Annotated in this window: 23 protein-coding genes; 12 read left to right on the top strand and 11 right to left on the bottom strand. The window is 64.4% G+C overall.

What is annotated here, in order from left to right:
- Positions 1 to 29: 29 nt before the first annotated feature.
- Complete coding sequence (locus IYW40_RS10630) at positions 30 to 884, top strand: tetratricopeptide repeat protein (protein WP_246720728.1); 855 nt, start codon at positions 30 to 32, stop codon at positions 882 to 884.
- Positions 881 to 1780 carry an alpha/beta hydrolase gene (locus IYW40_RS10625; RefSeq protein ID WP_196400295.1) on the top strand — a complete coding sequence of 300 codons (900 nt, stop codon included), beginning with the start codon at positions 881 to 883 and terminating at the stop codon, positions 1778 to 1780. Before IYW40_RS10630 ends, IYW40_RS10625 begins: the two co-directional genes overlap by 4 nt.
- Positions 1781 to 1806: 26 nt before the next feature.
- Here the strand turns inward: IYW40_RS10625 and IYW40_RS10620 are convergent, their stop codons facing one another.
- From IYW40_RS10620 to IYW40_RS10605, 4 genes are all read right to left on the bottom strand, one after another.
- The gene (locus IYW40_RS10620) at positions 1807 to 2241 is read right to left on the bottom strand and encodes a DUF2023 family protein (RefSeq protein ID WP_246720729.1); all 435 of its coding nucleotides are present in this window, start codon (positions 2239 to 2241) and stop codon (positions 1807 to 1809) included.
- Positions 2220 to 2702 (bottom strand): flavodoxin FldA, encoded by a 483-nt coding sequence (gene fldA / locus IYW40_RS10615; protein WP_196400296.1) that lies wholly within the window; start codon positions 2700 to 2702, stop codon positions 2220 to 2222. The genes IYW40_RS10620 and fldA overlap by 22 nt, the downstream gene beginning before the upstream one ends.
- A 273-nt stretch (positions 2703 to 2975) precedes the next feature.
- Positions 2976 to 4094 carry a M48 family metallopeptidase gene (locus IYW40_RS10610; RefSeq protein WP_196400297.1) on the bottom strand — a complete coding sequence of 373 codons (1119 nt, stop codon included), beginning with the start codon at positions 4092 to 4094 and terminating at the stop codon, positions 2976 to 2978.
- A gap of 141 nt (positions 4095 to 4235) precedes the next feature.
- Positions 4236 to 4796 carry a LemA family protein gene (locus IYW40_RS10605; protein ID WP_196400298.1) on the bottom strand — a complete coding sequence of 187 codons (561 nt, stop codon included), beginning with the start codon at positions 4794 to 4796 and terminating at the stop codon, positions 4236 to 4238.
- A gap of 169 nt (positions 4797 to 4965) precedes the next feature.
- Here IYW40_RS10605 and def point away from each other — a divergent pair, with 169 nt between their 5' ends.
- The 3 genes from def to truA all read left to right on the top strand — a co-directional run bounded on the left by def (position 4966) and on the right by truA (position 7394).
- A complete protein-coding gene (gene def, locus IYW40_RS10600) occupies positions 4966 to 5532 on the top strand; it encodes a peptide deformylase (RefSeq protein WP_196400299.1) in 567 nt (188 codons plus the stop codon).
- A 15-nt stretch (positions 5533 to 5547) separates the two neighbouring features.
- A complete protein-coding gene (fmt, locus tag IYW40_RS10595; protein ID WP_196400340.1) occupies positions 5548 to 6474 on the top strand; it encodes a methionyl-tRNA formyltransferase in 927 nt (308 codons plus the stop codon).
- 179 nt (positions 6475 to 6653) lie between these two features.
- Positions 6654 to 7394, top strand: coding sequence for a tRNA pseudouridine(38-40) synthase TruA (gene truA, locus IYW40_RS10590; protein ID WP_196400300.1), 741 nt, complete (start codon positions 6654 to 6656; stop codon positions 7392 to 7394).
- Positions 7395 to 7415: 21 nt separating this feature from the next.
- On the opposite strand, the gene IYW40_RS10585 is transcribed toward truA, so the two are convergent.
- The 4 genes from IYW40_RS10585 to IYW40_RS10570 all read right to left on the bottom strand — a co-directional run bounded on the left by IYW40_RS10585 (position 7416) and on the right by IYW40_RS10570 (position 9496).
- Positions 7416 to 7631: a hypothetical protein gene (locus tag IYW40_RS10585; protein WP_196400301.1), complete on the bottom strand. Its 216-nt coding sequence runs from the start codon at positions 7629 to 7631 to the stop codon at positions 7416 to 7418.
- 190 nt (positions 7632 to 7821) lie between these two features.
- The gene (locus tag IYW40_RS10580) at positions 7822 to 8031 is read right to left on the bottom strand and encodes a hypothetical protein (protein ID WP_196400302.1); all 210 of its coding nucleotides are present in this window, start codon (positions 8029 to 8031) and stop codon (positions 7822 to 7824) included.
- A gap of 104 nt (positions 8032 to 8135) precedes the next feature.
- Positions 8136 to 8876: a molybdopterin-dependent oxidoreductase gene (locus IYW40_RS10575; protein ID WP_196400303.1), complete on the bottom strand. Its 741-nt coding sequence runs from the start codon at positions 8874 to 8876 to the stop codon at positions 8136 to 8138.
- On the bottom strand, positions 8873 to 9496 hold the full coding sequence (locus tag IYW40_RS10570) for a cytochrome b/b6 domain-containing protein (protein ID WP_196400304.1): 624 nt from the start codon (positions 9494 to 9496) through the stop codon (positions 8873 to 8875). The genes IYW40_RS10575 and IYW40_RS10570 overlap by 4 nt, the downstream gene beginning before the upstream one ends.
- A 136-nt stretch (positions 9497 to 9632) precedes the next feature.
- Here IYW40_RS10570 and IYW40_RS10565 point away from each other — a divergent pair, with 136 nt between their 5' ends.
- Entirely contained in the window at positions 9633 to 10643 is a 1011-nt protein-coding gene (locus tag IYW40_RS10565) for an NAD-dependent epimerase/dehydratase family protein (protein WP_196400305.1), read from the top strand.
- A gap of 82 nt (positions 10644 to 10725) precedes the next feature.
- Here IYW40_RS10565 and IYW40_RS10560 read toward each other — a convergent pair whose 3' ends face one another.
- On the bottom strand, positions 10726 to 11001 hold the full coding sequence (locus IYW40_RS10560; protein ID WP_123174597.1) for a DUF3303 family protein: 276 nt from the start codon (positions 10999 to 11001) through the stop codon (positions 10726 to 10728).
- Between the two features lie 175 nt (positions 11002 to 11176).
- On the opposite strand from IYW40_RS10560, the gene IYW40_RS10555 reads away from it, so the two are divergent.
- A complete protein-coding gene (locus IYW40_RS10555; protein ID WP_246720730.1) occupies positions 11177 to 11695 on the top strand; it encodes a regulator in 519 nt (172 codons plus the stop codon).
- Between the two features lie 7 nt (positions 11696 to 11702).
- On the opposite strand, the gene lysA is transcribed toward IYW40_RS10555, so the two are convergent.
- Both lysA and IYW40_RS22250 read right to left on the bottom strand, forming a co-directional pair.
- Complete coding sequence (gene lysA / locus IYW40_RS10550) at positions 11703 to 12971, bottom strand: diaminopimelate decarboxylase (RefSeq protein WP_196400306.1); 1269 nt, start codon at positions 12969 to 12971, stop codon at positions 11703 to 11705.
- Between the two features lie 4 nt (positions 12972 to 12975).
- On the bottom strand, positions 12976 to 13404 hold the full coding sequence (locus tag IYW40_RS22250) for a lipoprotein (protein WP_348644260.1): 429 nt from the start codon (positions 13402 to 13404) through the stop codon (positions 12976 to 12978).
- Positions 13405 to 13669: 265 nt separating this feature from the next.
- On the opposite strand from IYW40_RS22250, the gene IYW40_RS10540 reads away from it, so the two are divergent.
- The 5 genes from IYW40_RS10540 (at position 13670) to IYW40_RS10520 (ending at position 19315) form a co-directional block, all read left to right on the top strand.
- Positions 13670 to 14146 (top strand): L,D-transpeptidase, encoded by a 477-nt coding sequence (locus tag IYW40_RS10540; protein WP_348644261.1) that lies wholly within the window; start codon positions 13670 to 13672, stop codon positions 14144 to 14146.
- A gap of 147 nt (positions 14147 to 14293) precedes the next feature.
- Complete coding sequence (dxs, locus tag IYW40_RS10535; RefSeq protein ID WP_196400307.1) at positions 14294 to 16222, top strand: 1-deoxy-D-xylulose-5-phosphate synthase; 1929 nt, start codon at positions 14294 to 14296, stop codon at positions 16220 to 16222.
- 132 nt (positions 16223 to 16354) lie between these two features.
- A complete protein-coding gene (locus IYW40_RS10530; protein ID WP_196400308.1) occupies positions 16355 to 16960 on the top strand; it encodes a GIY-YIG nuclease family protein in 606 nt (201 codons plus the stop codon).
- Positions 16929 to 18422, top strand: a complete 1494-nt coding sequence (gene hisS, locus IYW40_RS10525; RefSeq protein WP_196400309.1) for a histidine--tRNA ligase — start codon at positions 16929 to 16931, stop codon at positions 18420 to 18422. The genes IYW40_RS10530 and hisS overlap by 32 nt, the downstream gene beginning before the upstream one ends.
- A 74-nt stretch (positions 18423 to 18496) precedes the next feature.
- On the top strand, positions 18497 to 19315 hold the full coding sequence (locus IYW40_RS10520; RefSeq protein WP_196400310.1) for a universal stress protein: 819 nt from the start codon (positions 18497 to 18499) through the stop codon (positions 19313 to 19315).
- Positions 19316 to 19374: the final 59 nt, after the last annotated feature.

The raw sequence follows: 19374 nt of genomic DNA, 5'->3' as shown, positions 1-19374 counted from the left end.
TCGCAATGACGGCGTTTATCGCAAGTTGCATGCTCTTTCTCGCGCCTGCCGCCCACGCCGCCAATGATGCGCCGCCCGCGCCAGACTTCGCCTTCGGCGCCTATCAGCGCGGGGATTATCTGGTCGCGATGAAGGAGGCCAAGAAGCGCATCGCCGCCAATCCGAAGGACGCGGCCGCGCTCGCTCTCGTCGGCCAGCTTTACCTCGAAGGCGCGGGCGTGGGTCGCGACCTCTCGACCGCGATGGAGTGGTTCAAGCGGGGCGCCGACGCCGGCGATCGCGAAGCCGCCTATCTCTATGGCGCTGCGGCTCTCAATGGCGCCGGCGCGCCGAAGAACCGCGCCGTCGCCCGCGTCTATCTCGAAAAGGCCGCGACGCAGGATCATCCCGCCGCTCTCCATCTGATCGGGGAACTCGCCCTCGAAAATGAGGGCGCGCCTTCCGACTTCGGCAGAGCGGCGGACTATTTCCGTCGCGCGGCGGCGAAGGGCGACGCCGACTCGCTCTACGCGCTTGGGCTACTTTACAAAACCGGCAGAGGCGTCCCGAAGGACGAGCGCGAAGCCGCGGAGTGGTTCAGGCGCGCCGCTGAACTGGACTTCGCGCCGGCGATGGTCGAGTTCGCCGTTCTCCAGTTCAATGGCGTCGGCGCGCCACGCGACCGCGCCGCCGCCGCGCAATGGTTTCGCAAAGCGGCGGCGAAGGGCAACGCCGTCGCGCAAAACCGTCTCGCCCATATTCTCGCCGAAGGCCTCGGGGTCGAGGCCAATCTCGCCGAGGCGCGCGAGTGGCGAGACAAATCGCGCGAAGCGGGATTGAACGATCCCTCGCTCGATTATCTCTCGAGCGCGTCCGCGCCGGCGAAGCCGACCGCCGTAAAATGAGCGCTGGCGGCGCGAGCGCGGCGACGCGGCGGACCGTTGCGTTCCTTCGCCGTTTCGTTAAGCCGCGCATCTTGGCGCTGACGGCGCCTTTGCGCGGCCTCCAGCAGCTCGTCGAGACGCTGTCTCCCGAACGGCGCGCGCCTTTCGCGGCACAGATTCCTGGCGATTGGACTCCTGCTTCAGGGAGCGCGATTGCGACGCTGCTCTATCTTCACGGCGGCGCCTTTCTCATCGGGTCGCCGCGGCTGTTTCGCTATGCTTCGCGCGCGTTCGCGCGCGCGGGCTTCGATGTCTTTGCGCCGGCCTATCGGCTCGCGCCGGAGCATGTTTTTCCGGCCGCGCTCGAAGATGTCTTGCGCGCCTATCGGACCCTCATTGAGACGCGGCCGGGACCCTTCGTCATCGTCGGCGATTCGGCCGGCGGCGGGCTTGCGGTCTCGCTGATGCTGCGCATCCACGAGGAAGGCTTGCGGCCGCCCGTCGCCGCGGCGCTGTCCTCGCCCTGGGTCGATCTCGCCGCGACCGGCGCCTCGATGCGCGAGAATGAAAATCGTGACCCGCTGTTCACGCGCAAGGACATTCTGCTCGGCGCTCGCGCCGTGCTGGGACGCCAAAGCGCCAGAAATCCGCTTGCGTCGCCGATCTACGCCGATCTCTCCCGCCTGCCGCCGATGCTCGTTCATGTCGGCGCGGACGAAGTGCTGAGAGATGATTCGACGCGGCTCGTCGCGCGCGCGCGGCAGGCGGGGGTCGACGCGCAGCTCGAGATCTGGCCTTGCGCGCCGCACGCCTGGCAGCTGATGAGCTTTCTCCCTGAAGCGCGCCAGTCGCGGGCGAAAGCGATCGAATTTTTGAAAACGCGGGTCGCTCAGGCGACCGTCAGCACGGCCGGCTGATCAGGTCTGGCGCCGGCCCAGTCCCATCATTCAGCCGCCAGAGGCAGGTCCTCCGGCATGCCCCGGCCCGAACGCGTGAGGAAGCGGCGGCACTGCTGCTCGCGATCGTAGCCGAGCAGCGTGCCAAGCATGAAGTCTTCCTCCGCCGTGAGCGCGTTGAGCGGACGCGTTACGATGGAGCGCGCCACGGCGATGTAGGCGGGCCGGCCAAAGAAGAGGTTCACCTTGACCGGATTGAGCTCCTGGACGAAGCGATGGATGCCTTGCCTTTCTAACTTGCCGAGCGTCAATTCCAGTTCCCGACGGCTAAGAGTCATCAGAAACAAGCCGCGAACGCCCCGCCCATATTCGTAGATGTTGTGATGAAAGAGCCGCAGCACCGGCGCTGCATCGGCACAGCGACAGCGCGTCGACGACAGAGGCGGAACGCCCTCGTCGATCAAAGTAACCGGCTCAGCCATGCGGTCACTCTTTTTTCGGTCTTGCCGGACTGGGTGTCCTGGTCGAGGGCGAGGCCCACGAACTTGCCATCCCGCTCGGCGGTGGAGCCGACATAGTCATAGCCTGCGGTTTCGGTGAAGCCGATCACCTGGGCGCCGAGCGCCGACACCTCATCATAGAGGATGCCCATCGCGTCCACGAAGGAGAGCGGATAGGTCTGCTGGTCGCCAGTGCCGAACAAGGCGACTTTCTTGCCCTTCAAATTGGCGCCGCGCAGCTTGTCGATGTTCTCTTCCCAATCCGTTTGCAAGGTGCCGTCGCCATAGGTCGGAGAACCCAGGATCAACAGATGGCAATTTTCGAAGTCGTCCGGCGTGGCGTCCTTGATATCGACCGACCGCCCCTGGCACTTCTTTGAAATCTTGGAAGCAACTCCTTTCGTCGCGCCGCCGTCGGAACCGAAGATGACCGTGATGCTCATGCCCGCGCCTCTTCCGCGAATTGGACGATGAAGTCAGCGGTTAAGCCAAGAAAAGCCGAAAGAGCCGCTCTCACTAAGCACACGCTGCTGATGAGCAGTGTATAGCGCAAATCTATTGCTCATAAAATTCATATATTTTGGAATATATGTAACTATAGATAGTGTTACTTTGTATTTATTGTAATTATGAAACGAAGTCTCATGGCCGACGCGGCGTCGCCGAAAAGACGGCGCTCTTGAAGCTTCGCTTCGAGCCCGTGAGGCGCGCGCTGCTCAGCGCCTGGCGCTGCCCCAGGGACCGCGCGGCGGCCAGAGCGGATGGCGTCCGTCCTTGGGCAGGAAGGCGGCCTCGTCCTCGCGCGGCGCATCGATCGCCTCGCGTTCTTCTCCTAAAGCCGCGACCGACACGTCCCGGCCGCCGCCGAATTCGACGAGGGCCGCGACACGCGCGTCGACGCTCGGATGGCTCGCAAGCCAGCCGAACTCCGGATGCAGCGCCGGCGTTTCGATGAAGAAATATTGCATGCGCGAGGGCATGTTCGGAATCGCCGCATGCGCTTCGATCTTGCGCAGCGCCGAGATCATCGCGTCGGGGTTCTTCGTCAGTTCGACGCTGCCGGCGTCGGCGAGGAATTCGCGCGAGCGCGACAGCGCGAAGCGGATCAGCACGGAGGCGCCCCAGCTCAGCGCGATGATGAACAGAGCGATGAGAATGGCGAGCGCCGCGCCGCCATTGCCTCTCCGGCCATTGTCGCTTTCGGGGCGATGCGGCGAGAAGCCGAAAGGAAAATCCCAGCGTCGGATCGTCAGATCGGCGACGAAGGCGAAAATGCCGGCGAAGATCACGGCGATCACGAGAAGCTGAACGTCGCGATTGCGAATATGGGTCAATTCATGCGCGAGAACCGCCTCGAGCTCGGCGTCGGTCAGATAGCGTGTCAGACCACGGGTCACCGCGATCTTGTACTCCCCCTCTTTGAGCCCGGAAGCGTAGGCGTTGAGCGCGTCGCTCTCAATGAGCTGCAAGGCGGGAATCGGCACGCCGCGGGAGATGCAGAGATTTTCGAGCAGATTGTAAACGCGCGGCGATTCGGCGCGCGACAGGTTCGCGGCCCCGGTGGCGAAGTCGATCATCTTCTGATGGAAGAGATAGGCGATGACGAACCAGACGCCCGCCGCGATGACGCCGATCGGCCAGCCGCGTTTCAGATCATCAACCGCAAGCGCCAGGATGTAATCGAAAGGCGCGCCAGGCCGCGCGCTCATCGCCTCGATCAGCAGCGCGAAGGAGAATATCAGCGCGAGAAGCAGAACGACGAAGCCGGCGAGCAGAAAGGCCGAGCGCAGTTCGTTGGCGCGAATGTGGGAGTAAAGGCCGTAGGCTTTGAACATTGTGTTCCCGCTGCTGTCATTCCCGACGCGCGGTGGGCGCGGTCGGGAATCCAGGCATTAAAATTGCGCTTTGCTAGATCTGAATTCCGGATCAGGCCTTAGGCCTGTCGGGAATGACAACCTGCGCGGCGCCGCGCGCGCCTAAAACTCCACCTTCGGCGGGGTTTCGATCGCCTTCTGCTGCGCTTCGTCCAACTCGAAATAATCGAGCGGCTCGAAGCCGAAGCGCTGCGCAATCAGGAAACCGGGAAAGCCCTCCCGCGTGGCGTTGTATTCGGCGACGGTATTGTTGAGGAAGCGCCGCGCCGCCGAAATCTTGTTTTCGATGTCCGAAAGTTCGCTCTGTAGCTGCTGGAAATTCTGGTTCGCTTTCAGGTCCGGATAGGCTTCCGACAGCGCGATCAGCCGCGAGAGCGCGCCGGTCAGCGCGCCCTCGGCCGCCCCGATCTGCGCCGGGCCTTGCGCGGTCACCGCGGCGTTGCGCGCCTTGACCACGTCATCAAGCGTGCTTTTCTCATGGGTGGCGTAGCCCTTCACCGTCTCGACCAGATTGGGCACGAGGTCGTGGCGCTGCTTGAGCTGCACATTGACGTCGGAAAAGGCCTGCTTGCCGCGCTGGCGCAACGACACGAGGCCGTTGTAAACGCTGACCAGCCAGAAGGCGACGGCGGCGACGAGGCCCAGAAAAATCAGCAAAGACATGGCGCGCGCTCTCCAAGCGCCGCGCCGCTCCGCGCGGCGGCGATAATTTTTGCCCCTGCATGTTAGCCGCCTTTGGCGCCTAGGCAAAGACGCGCGGCTCGCTTTCGATTTGACGGACGCGCCGGTCGCGCCTATCTCATGGAAACGCAAAGAGCCACGGCGAAACACAATGGCCATTCTGCCGATCATCACCCTTCCGGATCCGCTGCTGCGAAAGATTTCCGAACCCGTCGACCGTGTCGACGCGGAGGTGCGGCGTCTGCTCGACGACATGCTGGAAACGATGTACGAGGCGCCGGGCGTCGGCCTCGCGGCGATCCAGGTCGCGGTGGCCAAGCGAATTGTCGTCGTCGACACTGGCAAGACTGAGGAGACGCGTTCGCCGCTCTTCCTGATCAACCCGGAAATCGTCTGGGTGTCGGAGGAATTAAGCGTCTATCAGGAAGGCTGCCTGTCGGTGCCCGACTATTTCGAGGACGTGAAGCGGCCGGCGCGGGTGCGCCTGCGTCATCTCGACCGCGACGGCGCGGTTCAGGAATTCGACGCCGAAGGGCTGCTCGCGACCGTGGTGCAGCACGAACTGGATCACCTCGAAGGCGGCCTTTTCATCGACCATCTCTCGCGCTTAAAGCGCGAGCGCGTGGTCAAGAAGTTCAGCAAGGCGGCGCGCCACGACGAGATCGCCGCCCAGCATCGCGCCGCCACGGAGCGTCAGTCGGAACAAGCCGGAGCCTGACGATTGCGCGACAGAATGCGCGTCGTCTTCATGGGCACGCCGGACTTCGCAGCCCGCCTGCTCAAGGAAATCATTTCTTGCGGCCACGAGATCGCGGCCGTCTATACGCAGCCGCCGCGACCGGCGGGACGCGGCATGGCGGAGAAAAAGTCCGCCGTCCACCTCTTGGCGGAGAGCCTCGGCCTTCCCGTTCGCACGCCGAAAAGCCTGAAAAGCGCCGACGCGCAGGCGGACTTCGCCGCGCTTGACGCCGACGTCGCCGTCGTCGCCGCCTACGGGCTGCTGCTGCCTCAGCCGATCCTCGACGCGCCGCGATACGGCTGCCTCAACCTGCATGGGTCGCTGCTGCCGCGTTGGCGCGGCGCGGCGCCGATTCAGCGCGCGATCATGGCGGGCGACGCCGAGAGCGGCGTCATGGTGATGAAGATGGAGGCCGGTCTCGACACCGGCCCCGTCGCATTGACGGCGAAAACGCCGATCGGCGCCGAGATGACGGCGGGCGAGCTGCACGACCGACTCGCGGAACTCGGCGCGCCGCTGATGGCCGACGCCCTCGATCTGCTCGCCAAAGGCGAACTGCGCTTCACGCCGCAGGCCGAAGACGGCGCCTGCTATGCGCAAAAGATCGAGAAGGCCGAAGCCCGGATCGATTGGCGCCGATCGGCGCAAGACCTTCATGATCTCGTGCGCGGCCTCTCCCCCTTCCCGGGCGCTTTTTTCGAAGCCGATCTCGGCCGCGGCTTCGAGCGTGTGAAGGTTTTGCGCGCGCGGGTCGAGAAGGGAGCGGGAGCGCCGGGCGCCGCGCTCGACGACGCCGGGCTCATCGCCTGCGGCGCGGGCGCGCTGCGGCTGCTGCGCGTGCAACGCGCCGGCAAGGGCGAAATGGGATTTGAAGAATTCGCGCGCGGCCGCAGGCTGACGCGCGGCGTGGCGTTGGTATGATGTTGATGCGCGACGAGCGCCTATCACCCTCCCCTCGAGGGGGAGGGTCGGCCCGCTATGCGGGCCGGGGTGGGGTGAACTCCACGTTCATTCGGCCGTCACGCCCACCCGGGCGCCTTCGGCGCCCGACCTCCCCCCTCGAGGGGGAGGTGAGGTCGCGCCATGCGCGAGCGCATTGAATGCCCCGCTTCGCGCTGACGATCGAATATGACGGCGGCCCTTTCGTCGGTTGGCAGCGGCAGGCGAATGGCGTTTCCGTCCAGCAGCGCCTTGAAGAGGCCGTGGCTGCGATCAATGGCGGCGCGCGCGCCGTCGTTCATGGCGCGGGCCGCACCGACGCCGGCGTGCATGCGCGGGGGCAGATGGCGCATGTCGATCTTGCGCGCGACTGGCGCGTCGATCGGCTGCGCGACGCGATCAATGCGCATCTGAAGCCGGACCCGATCGCGGTGCTCGCCGCGCGCGCGGTCGGCGAGGAGTTCGAGGCGCGCTTTTCCGCGATCCGCCGCCATTATCTTTATGTCATCGACAATCGCCGCGCGCCCTTGGCGCTGAACCTCGGCCGCGCCTGGCACGTCAAGCGGCCGCTCGACGCGCAAGCCATGCATGAAGCCGCGCAATCTCTCGTGGGCCGTCACGACTTCACGACCTTTCGCGCCTCGGAATGCCAAGCGAATTCGCCAATGCGCACGCTGGAGCGTCTCGACGTGCGCCGTGATGGCGAGCGCATCGAGATCGTCGCTTCGGCGCGCTCCTTCCTGCACAATCAGGTGCGCTCCATGGCCGGCTCGCTGGAGCATGTCGGCAGCGGCAAGTGGCGCGTCGAGGACTTGGCGCTGGCGCTTCTGGCGAAAGACCGTGCGCGCTGCGGACAGGTCGCGCCGCCGCACGGTCTTTACCTTGTTGCCGTCGATTATTAGCGATTTGCGCGAGGGCGCCCGCTACGGCTTGTCGCCCGCGCCTCCCTGGTCGTCCGGCGTCGGTTTGCTCGCGTCCTGCTTCGGCGCCGGCGGCTTCGCCGGCTTCTTTACTGCATGTTTCGCGGCGCCGGGCGCGTTCGCGGATCTGTCTTCCTTCGCAAGCGCGCCGTGAATGGGAAGGAAGCTCGCCGATAGCACGGCAGCCAATATGCCGTTCACGCAGGGTCGCTGATTCATCACTGGATGGTCCCCTCGAAGTGAGAGCCCCCCGCCGAATCAACCGGCCCGCCCCGCAGACATCAGGCCGGTCAACGATGATGAAGTTGGGTCGCCGCCACGCCTACGCTGCGGTGATTTCATGACGGAATTCGCGCAGTTAGCGTCAGTTTGACGAATTGGTTAATGAAGTCATAAAAAAATTGCGGCGTCATTCGCCGTCGGCTGCTTCCGTTTCCTCCGGTTTGACCGCCTCTCCCGCAGAGACCTCGTTCTTGACCGGCAAAGAGGCGGGAAGTCTCACGGCCGGCCGCTGTGCGGTCGGAGTTTTCTCCTGCGCGAGCGCGCCGTGAAGCGGGATAACGCTGGCGGACAGGACCGCCGCGAGAATGCCGTTAACGCAGGGTCGACGATTGGTCATATATCCTCGCTGTCAGCGTGCCGACTCAGCTGCCGCCGCGGCCATAGAGCGTCAAAAAAGTGGCGAGAAAGCGTCGAGCTTAGGTGTGCTGGCCTCGGCGCAGGTCAAGAGCCGCTGAACCAATTGTAGCCCTTGTCCTCCCAGTAGCCGCCCGGATCGTCGTTCGTCACGAAGATCTCGCCGATGAATTTCGGATTCTTGAAGCCGAGTTTCGTCGGAAGGCGCAGGCGCAGCGGATAGCCGTATTTGGCGTCGGCGAAGTCAAGCGCCAGAAGCGTTTGCGGATGCAGCGCGCTCGGCATGTCGATGCTTGAGTAATATTTGTCGGCGCATTTGAAACCGACGTAACGCGCCGTAAGGTCGGCGCCGATCCGCTCAAGAAAATGGCGGAAGGCGACGCCGCGCCATTGGCCAATCGCGCTCCAACCCTCGACGCAGACGAGGCGGGTGATCTGGCTCGACTGCGGCAGCGCGCGTAATTCGCTTAAGCTCCAGGGGCGCCTGTCGGCGATGAGGCCGGAGAGCTGCAGTCGATAGCTCTGGCCGTCAACGAACGGAACGTCCTTTTCCTCGTAATAGGCGTTGAAGGGGAAAGGCGTCGTGACGTCCGCCTCAGAATAGGTCGGCGCGAGCTTCGCGGGATCAAAAAGCGCCGCCTGGACGCGGTCGTTAAAGCGCGACATCGTCAAAAGCAGCCGATCGACGGCGTCGTCGTCCTTCAATGTGCAGCCCGAAAGGAGCGACAGCGCGCCAAGCGACAGGCCTTGCTTGAGAAAGAGACGGCGTTCGAGCCGCGCGATCTGCGGCTGAACGCCTCTCAGGCCGATGCGGCGCGAGCGCGTCATCGCGGAGCCTCGGCGCGGCCGGTGAACATCGGCGCCAGAATGCCTTTGACGCTCACGGCGAGTCCGATGTGAACGACAAGAAAAGCGACAATCATGGCCATGGCGAAGAAATGCACGTGGCGCGCGGTCTCATAGCCGCCCATCAACGCCGTCAGCGCTTGGAGTTGCACAGGCTTCCAGATGGCGAGGCCCGACAGAATGGCGACGATCACGGCGAGGATGACGCCAACGTAAAGCAGACGCTGCGCGGCGTTGTAGCGGCCGGGCGCATGATTGAAGTGGCCTCGCATCGCGACCAATAAGTCGTCGAACGCGCCGCGGAGCGAGATCGGCATGAAGCTTCTTCGGAAGTGGCCCGAAACCAGGCCGTAAGCGAGATAAGCGAATCCGTTGAGCGCCAGGAGCCACATCGCCGCGAAATGCCAGGCGAGCGCGCCCGCGAGCCAACCACCCAAAGTGAAATCCTTAGGAAACTCGAAGCCAAAGAGCGGCGAGGCGTTGTAGATGCGCCAGCCGCTCAGCACCATGACGAAGATCGCGAAGGCGTTCACCCAATGCGTCACCCGGACAAAGAGCGGGTGGATCGTCCTTCGCTCGTCGGCTCCGGAGGCGGCAACCATGACGGTTTCTCCTGTTCAAGGGCAAAACATATGGCTTGCGGGACTGGAAGCGAAGGGCCGCTCGCGGCCGCGTTGACAGGCGGGTCGCCTTCGCCCATGACGGCGAAGCTTTCATCACGCGGGAATATGGCGGCTCATGCGCGTCTTCGTGACCGGCACGGCAGGCTTCATCGGCTTCCACTTGGCCAAGCGCCTGTTAGAGGCCGGGCATCTGGTGGACGGCTACGACGGCATGACGCCTTATTACGATCCGGGTCTCAAGGAGGCGCGGCGCGCCATTCTGCTGCGCAGCAACGGCTTTCGCGACACGATCGCCATGCTGGAGGATATGGAGGCGCTGACTCGCGCCGCCGAACAGGCCGCGCCGGACGTCATCATTCATCTCGCCGCGCAGGCGGGCGTGCGCTACTCGCTGCAAAATCCGCGCGCCTATGTCGACGCCAATCTCGTGGGCGCCTTCAACGTCATGGAGATCGCGCGACTGCTGAAGCCGCGGCATTTTCTCTGGGCCTCAACAAGCTCGGTCTATGGCGCGAGCCCTACCGTGCCATTTCACGAGAGCGATCGTACCGATTTCCCTTTGACCCTTTACGCCGCGACGAAGAAAGCCGGCGAAGCGATGGCGCATTCCTATGCGCATCTGTGGTCGATCCCGACGACGATGTTTCGCTTCTTCACCGTTTACGGTCCGTGGGGCCGACCGGACATGGCCCCGTTGAAATTCGTCGACGCCATCGAGAACGACCGCGTCATCGATATCTATAATCATGGCGACATGTCACGCGATTTCACCTATGTCGCAGATCTCGTCGAAAGCGTCGTGCGGTTGATCGACTGCGTTCCCGAGCGCGATTCAAGCGACGATAGCGTGTCGCCCGTGGCGCCGTTTCGTATCGTCAATATTGGTCGCGGCGCGCCGGTGCAGCTTCTCGACTTTATCGAGACGATCGAACGAGCGCTCGGCAAAAAGGCCAAGCGCAACTATCTCGACATGCAGCCCGGAGACGTGCCGCGCACCTTCGCCAGCGCCGATCTCTTAGAGCGGTTGACCGGCTATCGCCCGCATACGTCGCTCGATGAGGGAGTCGCGGCGCTCGTGGAATGGTATCGCGACTATCGCCGCGCTCATGGAGAATTGTCGTATTAACCGGCGGCAGCCGCTCGGCGCCCTGCGTCGCGGCCTTCCCGTCGTAGCCCTCGGCGAGCGGGCGCCCTCCGCAGCGTGTCTGTTATTTCTTGTTGGCTGAGAGGAATCTGTGCGCGGCGTCTTCGTCGAAGACCGGCGTGATGTGATTGACGTTGAGGTCTGTCCAGGATTGGAAGAGCTTGCCGAGATCGGCGATGTCGTTGGCTTCGACGATGCTCCAACCCTCGAGCAGCGTGACGGAAAGCCAGTTTCCGACGACTTTCATACCCTTTGGCGCGGCGTCGCCGAATTTCTGAAAGCGCTTGAGAACCTCGTCGCGACGTTCGGGCGTCATCTCATAATAGATTGCAAACAACATCGGCGTTTCTCCCTGCGGATTGGAAAGCGAAAGACGATTCAGCGCGTTTTTTCAAGGTTCCTGGCTGCCCGCGCTCAAGGCTGCCCCAATTCGAAATTCCATACAAGGGCTTGGTCATTGTCGCGCGCGGAGCTTTCGTGCGCCGCCGCGGTGTCCGGGGATGACGTCAGGAAAATTGCCCAAGCCCCTTCAGGCCAGCGTCCTTCTCGCGCCGCTGCGTCGACTGTCATATTGGCGCGCCTTCACCGATGAGAGAGAGCGCATCATGTCGCAGTTTACCTTCAACGACGGCAATATTCCATGGAAGCGCCTCGATGGAATCGATCATCTGCTTTTTTCGGTCCTGGATATCGACGATCGAAACGTCCTCCATGTGCTGTTCAAGCTTTCGGCCAATCAGCGGATCGTGCTTCACCGACATTGCGCGCTCAACAAGACATTCGTCATTCAGGGAGAACATCGGCTCTATCACGCGAACGGCGAACTCAAAGACGTCCGGCCGGCGGGCAGTTACACCGTTAGTCCTCCCGCGGACGAGCCGCATCGAGAAGGCGGCGGCGATCAGGACGTCGTCGTGTTGTTCACCATCTATGATCGTGAAGGCCCGCTCTATGAAATTCTCGACGACGATTCGAATGTTGTCGCAACGCTCTCGACGAATGATTTCGTAAGCTTTTACGATCGCAAACCATAGGCGCGCGCTACGAGAGCCACGCCGGCACATGATCCTGCGCAATGAGCGCGGCGACGCTTGGGCGGGGACGGATCACCGCGAAGCGGTCGCCGTCAACCAGGACTTCCGGGATAAGAGGCCTTGTGTTGTAGGCGCCCGACTGCACGGCGCCATAGGCGCCGGCCGTCAGCACGCAGAGCAATTCGCCGGCGCGCGGCTCCGCAATCTCGCGTCCATGCGCAAGATAGTCGCCCGTTTCGCACACGGGTCCGACGACGTCGGCGACGATCTTTGGCCGATCGGCGCTCTGGCGCACCGGGATGATGTCGTGCCAGGCGTCGTAGAGCGTCGGACGGATGAGATCGTTCATGCCGGCGTCGACGATCACGAAGGTCTTGGCGTCGCCATGCTTCACATAGATGACGCGCGTGACGAGTATGCCGGCGTTGCCGACGATGAGCCGTCCCGGCTCCAGCACCAGTCTGCAGCCGAGTCCGCCGAAATGGCGGCGCACGATCTCGGCGTATTTGTCGGGATGGTAGGACTGCGGATCGTCGCCGTCGTGATAGGGAATCCCCAACCCGCCGCCGAGATCGACATGCGAGATATCGTGCCCGTCGGCGCGCAGGTCGCGCACGAGTTCGGCGAGCAGCGAAAAGGCCTCGTCGAAGGGCGCGAGGTCGGTGAGCTGGGAGCCGATATGCATATCGGCGCCGGCGAGTTCGATTCCCTTGAGCTTGGCGGCGAAGGCGTAGACCTCCCGCGCCCGCGACAGCGGCACGCCGAATTTGTTTTCGGCGAGGCCGGTGGAGATCTTCTTATGGGTGCGGGCGTCGACGTCCGGATTGACGCGGAGCGACACGCGCGCCGCACGCCCGAGAGCGACCGCCGCTTGCGACAGGGCTTCGAGCTCGGGCTCGGACTCGACGTTGAAACAGAAGATTCCGGCGTCAAGCGCCGCCACGATCTCCTCACGCGTCTTGCCGACGCCGGAAAAGGTGATTTTTTCAGGCGCGACGCCGGCGGCGAGCGCCCGCGCCAGCTCTCCGCCGGAGACCACGTCCATTCCTGCGCCCTCGCGTGCGAGGAGACGCAGCACGGCCTGATTGGAGTTGGCCTTCACGGCGTAGCAGACCAGGGCGTCGAGACCGGCGAAGGCCTGCGAAAAAACCCGATAGTGGCGTCGGATCGTCGCCGCCGAATAGCAATAGAAGGGCGTGCCCACCTCATCGGCGAGCGTCGCCACGGCGACCTCCTCGGCGTGGAGCGCGCCGTTTCGATAGTCGAAAAGATGCATCGGCTTACAGCAGCGGGTCGAGCGGGAAGGGATATTGCTCCGGCGGTCGATTGCCGATGGTGCCCGGAATCGGCGGCGGCGGGAGAGAGGTTTCAGGATCGCCGGCCGCCGGCCGGGGCGCCCCGCGCGCCGCTCTCGCTTCCGCCTCCGCCCGCAGAATCGCCCCGCGCGCCTGAGTTTCGGGCGGCAGCTCCACAGGCCCGCGCCGGCCGCAAGCGCCCAGGCTCGCGGCGACGAGCGCCAGCGCAAGAACCGCCAAGGGGCGGCGGGTGAGGAGCGGCAATGGAGGCGTCACGGCGATTCGTCCCAGGGAGAGCCGGCGCACTATAGCGATGAAGCAAAAAAAGGCGAGGGCGCAGGCGTGACGAAGATCGGCTTCTTTGCGGGCGAGGGAAAGTCCGGCGGCCCGCGCAGGCGCTTTGGGACGCGTCACCCGTAAGAGCACGAGCTCTGCTGTTCCAAATTGGAACGGGGCAGGGAGTTAATGATTGCCGTCGACGTGACCACAACTCAGCTGCGCTGGACGCGGCGCTCGAAGGAGCCAAATTAACCGAAAAGCGCCAAAAGCCGGGCCTTCCATCGGCGCGCCTTTACGATTTGGCGTCTGCGTGTTTAGGTCAAGCATGGTCAGCGTTCCGCGTTTATTCGCAGCTCTTGCTGCGGCTGTTTTATTCACGGCGGCCCCTGCAGGCGCCGCGGTGCGCGTCCGCATCGACCTTGCCGCGCAAAGGCTCGAGGCGGTCACGCCGCAGGGCGAGACCGTCAACTGGAAAATCTCCAGCGGACGACCAGGATATGAAACGCCGTCCGGGACTTACAGCGTCATGCGCATGGAGGCCGATCATCATTCCGACGAATATGATCAGGCGCCGATGCCCTACGCGATGTTCTTCTCGCCGCGCGGCCTCGCCATCCACGGGAGCTATGAGCGCGGTTTGGGCCGTCCGCTCTCCCACGGCTGCGTGCGGCTCGCGGTTCCGAACGCGCGGCAGCTCTTCGATTGGGTCGAAAAATACGGGGCGACGATCGAAATCACCGGCGGCGCCCGCCGCGCGGCCGGTCGCCAGGAGGCGGAGCGCCAGGAGGCGGAGCGTCCACGCGTGACGCGGCGATCGCGCCCGATTTACGAAGAGCCCTCCTTCGGCTCCGGCATGGAGAGCTTCCTCCCCTACTAGGTCCGGATCCCGCAGCGTCCGGCGTTGCATCTGGGCAACACTCACCGACTGAATCGAAATGGATGCTGCGGCGCGTTTGCCGGGCTTCTTATTAACGGGTAATGCTCGGATTTCTGGCGCTTGTTGTTGACGAGCAGAGTAGAGACATTGACGACATCCAAAACACCCCTTCTCGATCGCATCGCCTCCCCCAAAGATCTGCGCAAGCTCCGTCCCCACGAGCTCAAGCAGGTCGCGGAGGATTTGCGGCGCGAGACGATCGACGCCGTGTCCGTGACCGGCGGCCATCTTGGCGCGGGCCTTGGCGTCGTCGAGCTGACGGTCGCCCTGCACTATGTTTTCGACACGCCGCGGGACAAGGTGATCTGGGACGTCGGCCACCAGACCTATCCGCACAAGATCCTCACCGGCAGGCGCGACCGCATCCGCACGCTGCGCATGGGCGGCGGACTGTCCGGCTTCACCAAGCGCGCCGAAAGCGAATATGACGCCTTCGGCGCCGGCCATTCCTCGACGTCGATCTCAGCGGGACTCGGCATGGCCGTGGCGCGGGATCTCGGCGACGGCGACAATCACGTCGTGGCGGTGATCGGCGACAGCTCGATGTCGGCCGGCATGGCCTATGAGGCGCTGAACAACGCCGGGGCGCTGCACTCTCGCCTGATCGTCATTCTGAACGACAATGACATGTCGATCGCCCCGCCGACGGGCGCCATGTCCGCCTATCTCGCCCGTCTGGTTTCGGGCGGCGCCTACCGCTCGATCCGCGAGGCCGCCAAACAGCTCGCCAGCCATTTGCCGCGCTTCATCTACGACAAAGCCCGCAAGGCCGAGGAGTTCTCGCGCAGCTTCATCACCGGCGGCACGATGTTCGAGGAACTCGGCTTCTATTATGTCGGGCCGATCGACGGCCACAATCTCGACCATTTGCTGCCCGTGCTCAAGAACGTCCGCGACAAGGACGACGGGCCTGTCCTGGTTCACGTCGTCACGCAGAAGGGCAAGGGATTTGGGCCGGCGGAGGAATCGGCCGACAAATGCCACGCCGTCAATAAATTCGACGTCGCGACCGGCATCCAGATCAAGCCCAAGGCCAATGCGCCGACCTATACGAATATTTTCGCCAAGGCGCTGGTCGCCGAAGCCGAACATGACGACAAGATCGTCGCCATCACGGCGGCGATGCCATCGGGCACCGGCCTCGATATTTTCGGCAAGGCCTTCCCGCATCGCACCTTCGACGTGGCCATCGCCGAGCAACACGCCGTCACTTTTGCGGCCGGCCTCGCCTGCGAGGGCTATAAGCCCTTCTGCGCGCTGTATTCGACCTTCCTGCAGCGCGGCTACGATCAGGTCGTTCACGACGTGGCGATCCAGAACCTGCCGGTGCGCTTCGCCATCGATCGCGCCGGCCTCGTCGGCGCCGACGGTCCGACGCACGCCGGCGCTTTCGATCTGGCCTATCTCGGCTGCCTGCCGGGTTTCGTCATCATGGCGCCCTCCGACGAGGGCGAGTTGATGCATATGGTGGCGACGTCGGCCGCCTATGACGACGGCCCGAGCGCCTTCCGCTATCCGCGCGGCGAGGGGCTCGGCGTCGACCTGCCGGAACGCGGCGAAATTCTCGAGATCGGCAAGGGCCGTATCTTGCGTGAGGGTTCGAAGGTCGCGATCCTCTCGCTCGGCACGCGGCTCGCCGACTCGATGAAGGCGGCGGCGGAGCTCGAAAGTTACGGCGTGTCGACCACCGTCGCCGACGCCCGCTTCGCCAAGCCCATCGACCGTGACCTGCTGCGCCGGCTCGCCGCCAATCACGAGGCGCTTATCGTCGTCGAAGAAGGATCCATCGGCGGTTTTGGCTCCCAGGTCTTTCAGGCGCTCTCCGAAGATGGGATGCTGGACGGCGTGCGCGGCGCGTTCAAATTCCGCAGCATGACCCTGCCGGACGCCTACATCGATCATGACAAGCATGAGCTGATGATCGCCAAGGCGATGCTCGACAGCAAGGCGATCGTCGGCAAGGCGCTGGAGCTCCTGGGCGACGAAAAGGCCGCGGCGCGGGTGATGATCGCCTAAGGCGCGCGCACCGCGCTTGCGGGGAAGTCTTCTCCCCAACAAGAATTGGCCGCTCCCGCGCGAACAGCGGCGCGCGCCAACCCTCTCGCTTTGGGAGAGGGTGGCGCTCGGGATTTTTCATTGAGTACGCCGATGAATTTTGTCGCCTCCGTCGCCGACGCGCCGTCGACGCCCGGCGGCTATGCGCTGGCGTTGCGTCTCGACGCGCCGCTCGACATTCGCGTCGGGAAAATCTCAGCGACGCTTCCCGTCGGCGATTATCTCTATTGCGGCTCGGCGCGAGGCCCGGGCGGAATGCGGGCGCGACTGGCGCGGCACATGCGGAAAAACAAGCGCATGCATTGGCATATCGACCAGCTCACCGCTGGGGCGAGCCTGCTCGGCGCCTACATCGTCGAAGGCGGCGACGAATGCGCCCTCAACGCCGCGCTCGCCGATCTGCCAATCCCGATCGCCGGCTTCGGCAGTTCGGATTGCCGTCGCTGCGCCGCGCATTTGCGATTCTGGCCGGAAGGCGCGGCGCTTCCTTCCGACTGGGAAAATGCTAGGAAGGCGGCCCACCTCCCCCTTGAGGGGGGGAGGTCGCGCGGCGTAGCCGCGCGGGAGGGGGTGGATTCCCCGATCGCGGGCGCTCACCCCACCCCGCGCCTTCGGCGCGACCCTCCCCCTCGAGGGGAGGGTGGCGCGCGCATCGGAACAGGTCTGAATGTCAAAAGAAGAAATCAAAACCAAAGTTGAAGCGCGCACGCCGCGCGGGCTCGCCGACCGCGAGGCCGGCGAACTCGCCGCCACGGCCCGGATGCTCGACGTCATCCGCGAGGTCTACGAGCTCTACGGCTTCGAGGCGCTCGAGACGCCGGCGATCGAATACACGGACGCGCTCGGCAAGTTCCTGCCCGACCAGGATCGGCCAAATGAGGGCGTCTTCTCCTTTCAGGACGACGACGAGCAGTGGCTGTCGCTGCGCTACGATCTGACCGCGCCGCTGGCGCGTTTCGTCGCGCAGAATTTCGACCGGCTGCCAAAGCCTTACCGCTCCTATCGGGTCGGCCCGGTCTATCGCAACGAGAAGCCGGGGCCGGGGCGGTTTCGCCAGTTCATGCAGTTCGACGCCGATACGGTCGGCTCCGCCTCGCCGGCCGCCGACGCCGAGATCTGCATGATGGCCGCGGACGCCATGGAGCGCCTGGGGATCGCGCGCGGCGACTACGTCATCAAGATCAACAGCCGCAAGGTGCTCGACGGCGTGATGCAGTCGATCGGCCTTGCCGGCGAAGAGAACGCGGGCCGCCGCCTCGTCGTGCTGCGCGCCATCGATAAGCTCGACCGGCTGGGCCCCGACGGCGTCCGGCAGTTGCTTGGCGAGGGCCGCAAGGACGACAGCGGGGATTTCACCAAGGGCGCGGGGCTCCCTCTGCCGGCGATCGACACGATCCTGTCCTTCAGCCTCGGGGGACAATATCGGGACGGCGCGCCGGCTTTCGATCTCTTCGGCCTGCTCGGCAAGAGCGAGGTCGGCGCCCAGGGCGCGGAGGAGCTTCTGGAAATCGAGGATCTCGCGCGCGACGCGGGCTTTGGGCCGGATCGCATCCGCGTCGACCCTTCCGTCGTGCGCGGCCTCGAATATTACACGGGCCCTGTTTTCGAGGCCGATCTGACCTTCGAGACCCGCGACGAGAAGGGCAATGCCGTGCGTTTCGGCTCGGTCGGCGGCGGTGGCCGTTACGACGGCCTCGTGGGGCGTTTCAGATCGGAGAACACGCCCGCGACCGGCTTCTCGATCGGCGTTTCGAGGCTTTTCGCGGCCTTGAAGCTGATCGGCAGCCCGATCGTCTCAGCGCGTCCGCATGTCGGCCCAGTGGTGGTGCTGGTCCTCGATCGCGAGAGGCTCGCCGACTATCAGCGGATGGCGGCGCAGCTGCGCAACGCTGGCGTCGCCGCCGAAATCTATCTCGGCGCTTCGGGCATGAAGGCGCAGATGAAATACGCCGATCGGCGCAACAGCCCGCTTGCGATCATCCAGGGCTCCGACGAAAAAGCGCGCGGTGAGGTCACCATCAAGGATCTCGTCGCCGGCGCGAAGGCCGCCGCCAATATCGCCACCAACGAGCAGTGGAAGGCGCTTCGTCCCGCCCAATTCGCCGTGCCGGAAGCCGAACTGGTCGAAGAGGTCCAAAAGGCGCTTAAGGAACAAATTTAACCTGCGGCGAAGCGGATCATTGCCACGCGCGCGGGCGCGTATAGTTTTGCGAGGGGATAGAGGAGCAAACGCAGATGAATGGCGACACGCCCAAATCAATCGTCCATCCCACCGATCTCTCCTTCGCAAGCCAGGACGCTTTCGCACATGCGCTGCGCATCGCCGTGGCCTGCAAGAGCATGTTGCACATTCTGCATATCGAAGCGCCCGAGACTGAGGAGGACGATTGGGATCGCTTTCCCCAGGTACGCGAAATGCTGGCGCGCTGGAAGATGATCTCGCCGACCGCGACGCGCGCCGAGGCGGCCGAACAGCTCGGCGTCAAAATCGTCAAGGCGTCGGTCGAATCGGAATCGGCCGTCGTCGGCGTCACCGCCTACGTCGAGCGGCACCTGTGCGATCTTCTTGTGATGATGACCCGGCCGCGCAGCGCTCTGGAGCGTCTGCTCGCCAGTTCGGTCGCCGAGGAAACGGCGCGCGAGACGCATGTGCCGGCGTTGTTCCTGCGCGAGGACCAGAAAGGCTTCGTCGACCGGGAGACGGGCGCCGTCTCGCTCAATACGGTGCTGATGCCGGTCGAGGCGACGGTCTCGCCGCTCGCCGCCTTCCGCCACGTCGCCGCAGTCGCGCATTGTCTCAACCCGGCCGCCGACGTCATGCTGCTGCATGTCGGCGAAGATCTGCCGCTTTTTGAAGGGCTGCTGCCGCATATCGAGTTGCGCCGCGGCCCCGTCGTCGAAACCATTCTCGCTTACGCGCAGGAGATCAAGGCCGACATGATCGCCATGCCGACGCGTGGCCGAAAGGGCCTGCTGGAGGCGCTGCGCGGCTCGACGACGCAGCGCGTGCTGCACGAGGCGCCCTGTCCGCTGCTCGCGTCGCCGGTGAAATAATCGCCGGCGCATCGCCGCTCAATCCCGACAGGCCGAAGGCCTGATCGGGACGCCAGAGT

The organism is Methylocystis sp. H4A, from assembly GCF_015709545.1.
Lineage (GTDB): Bacteria > Pseudomonadota > Alphaproteobacteria > Rhizobiales > Beijerinckiaceae > Methylocystis > Methylocystis silviterrae.
Note: the sequence above shows the minus strand (reverse complement) of the source record. Positions and strands in the feature narration are given on the sequence as shown.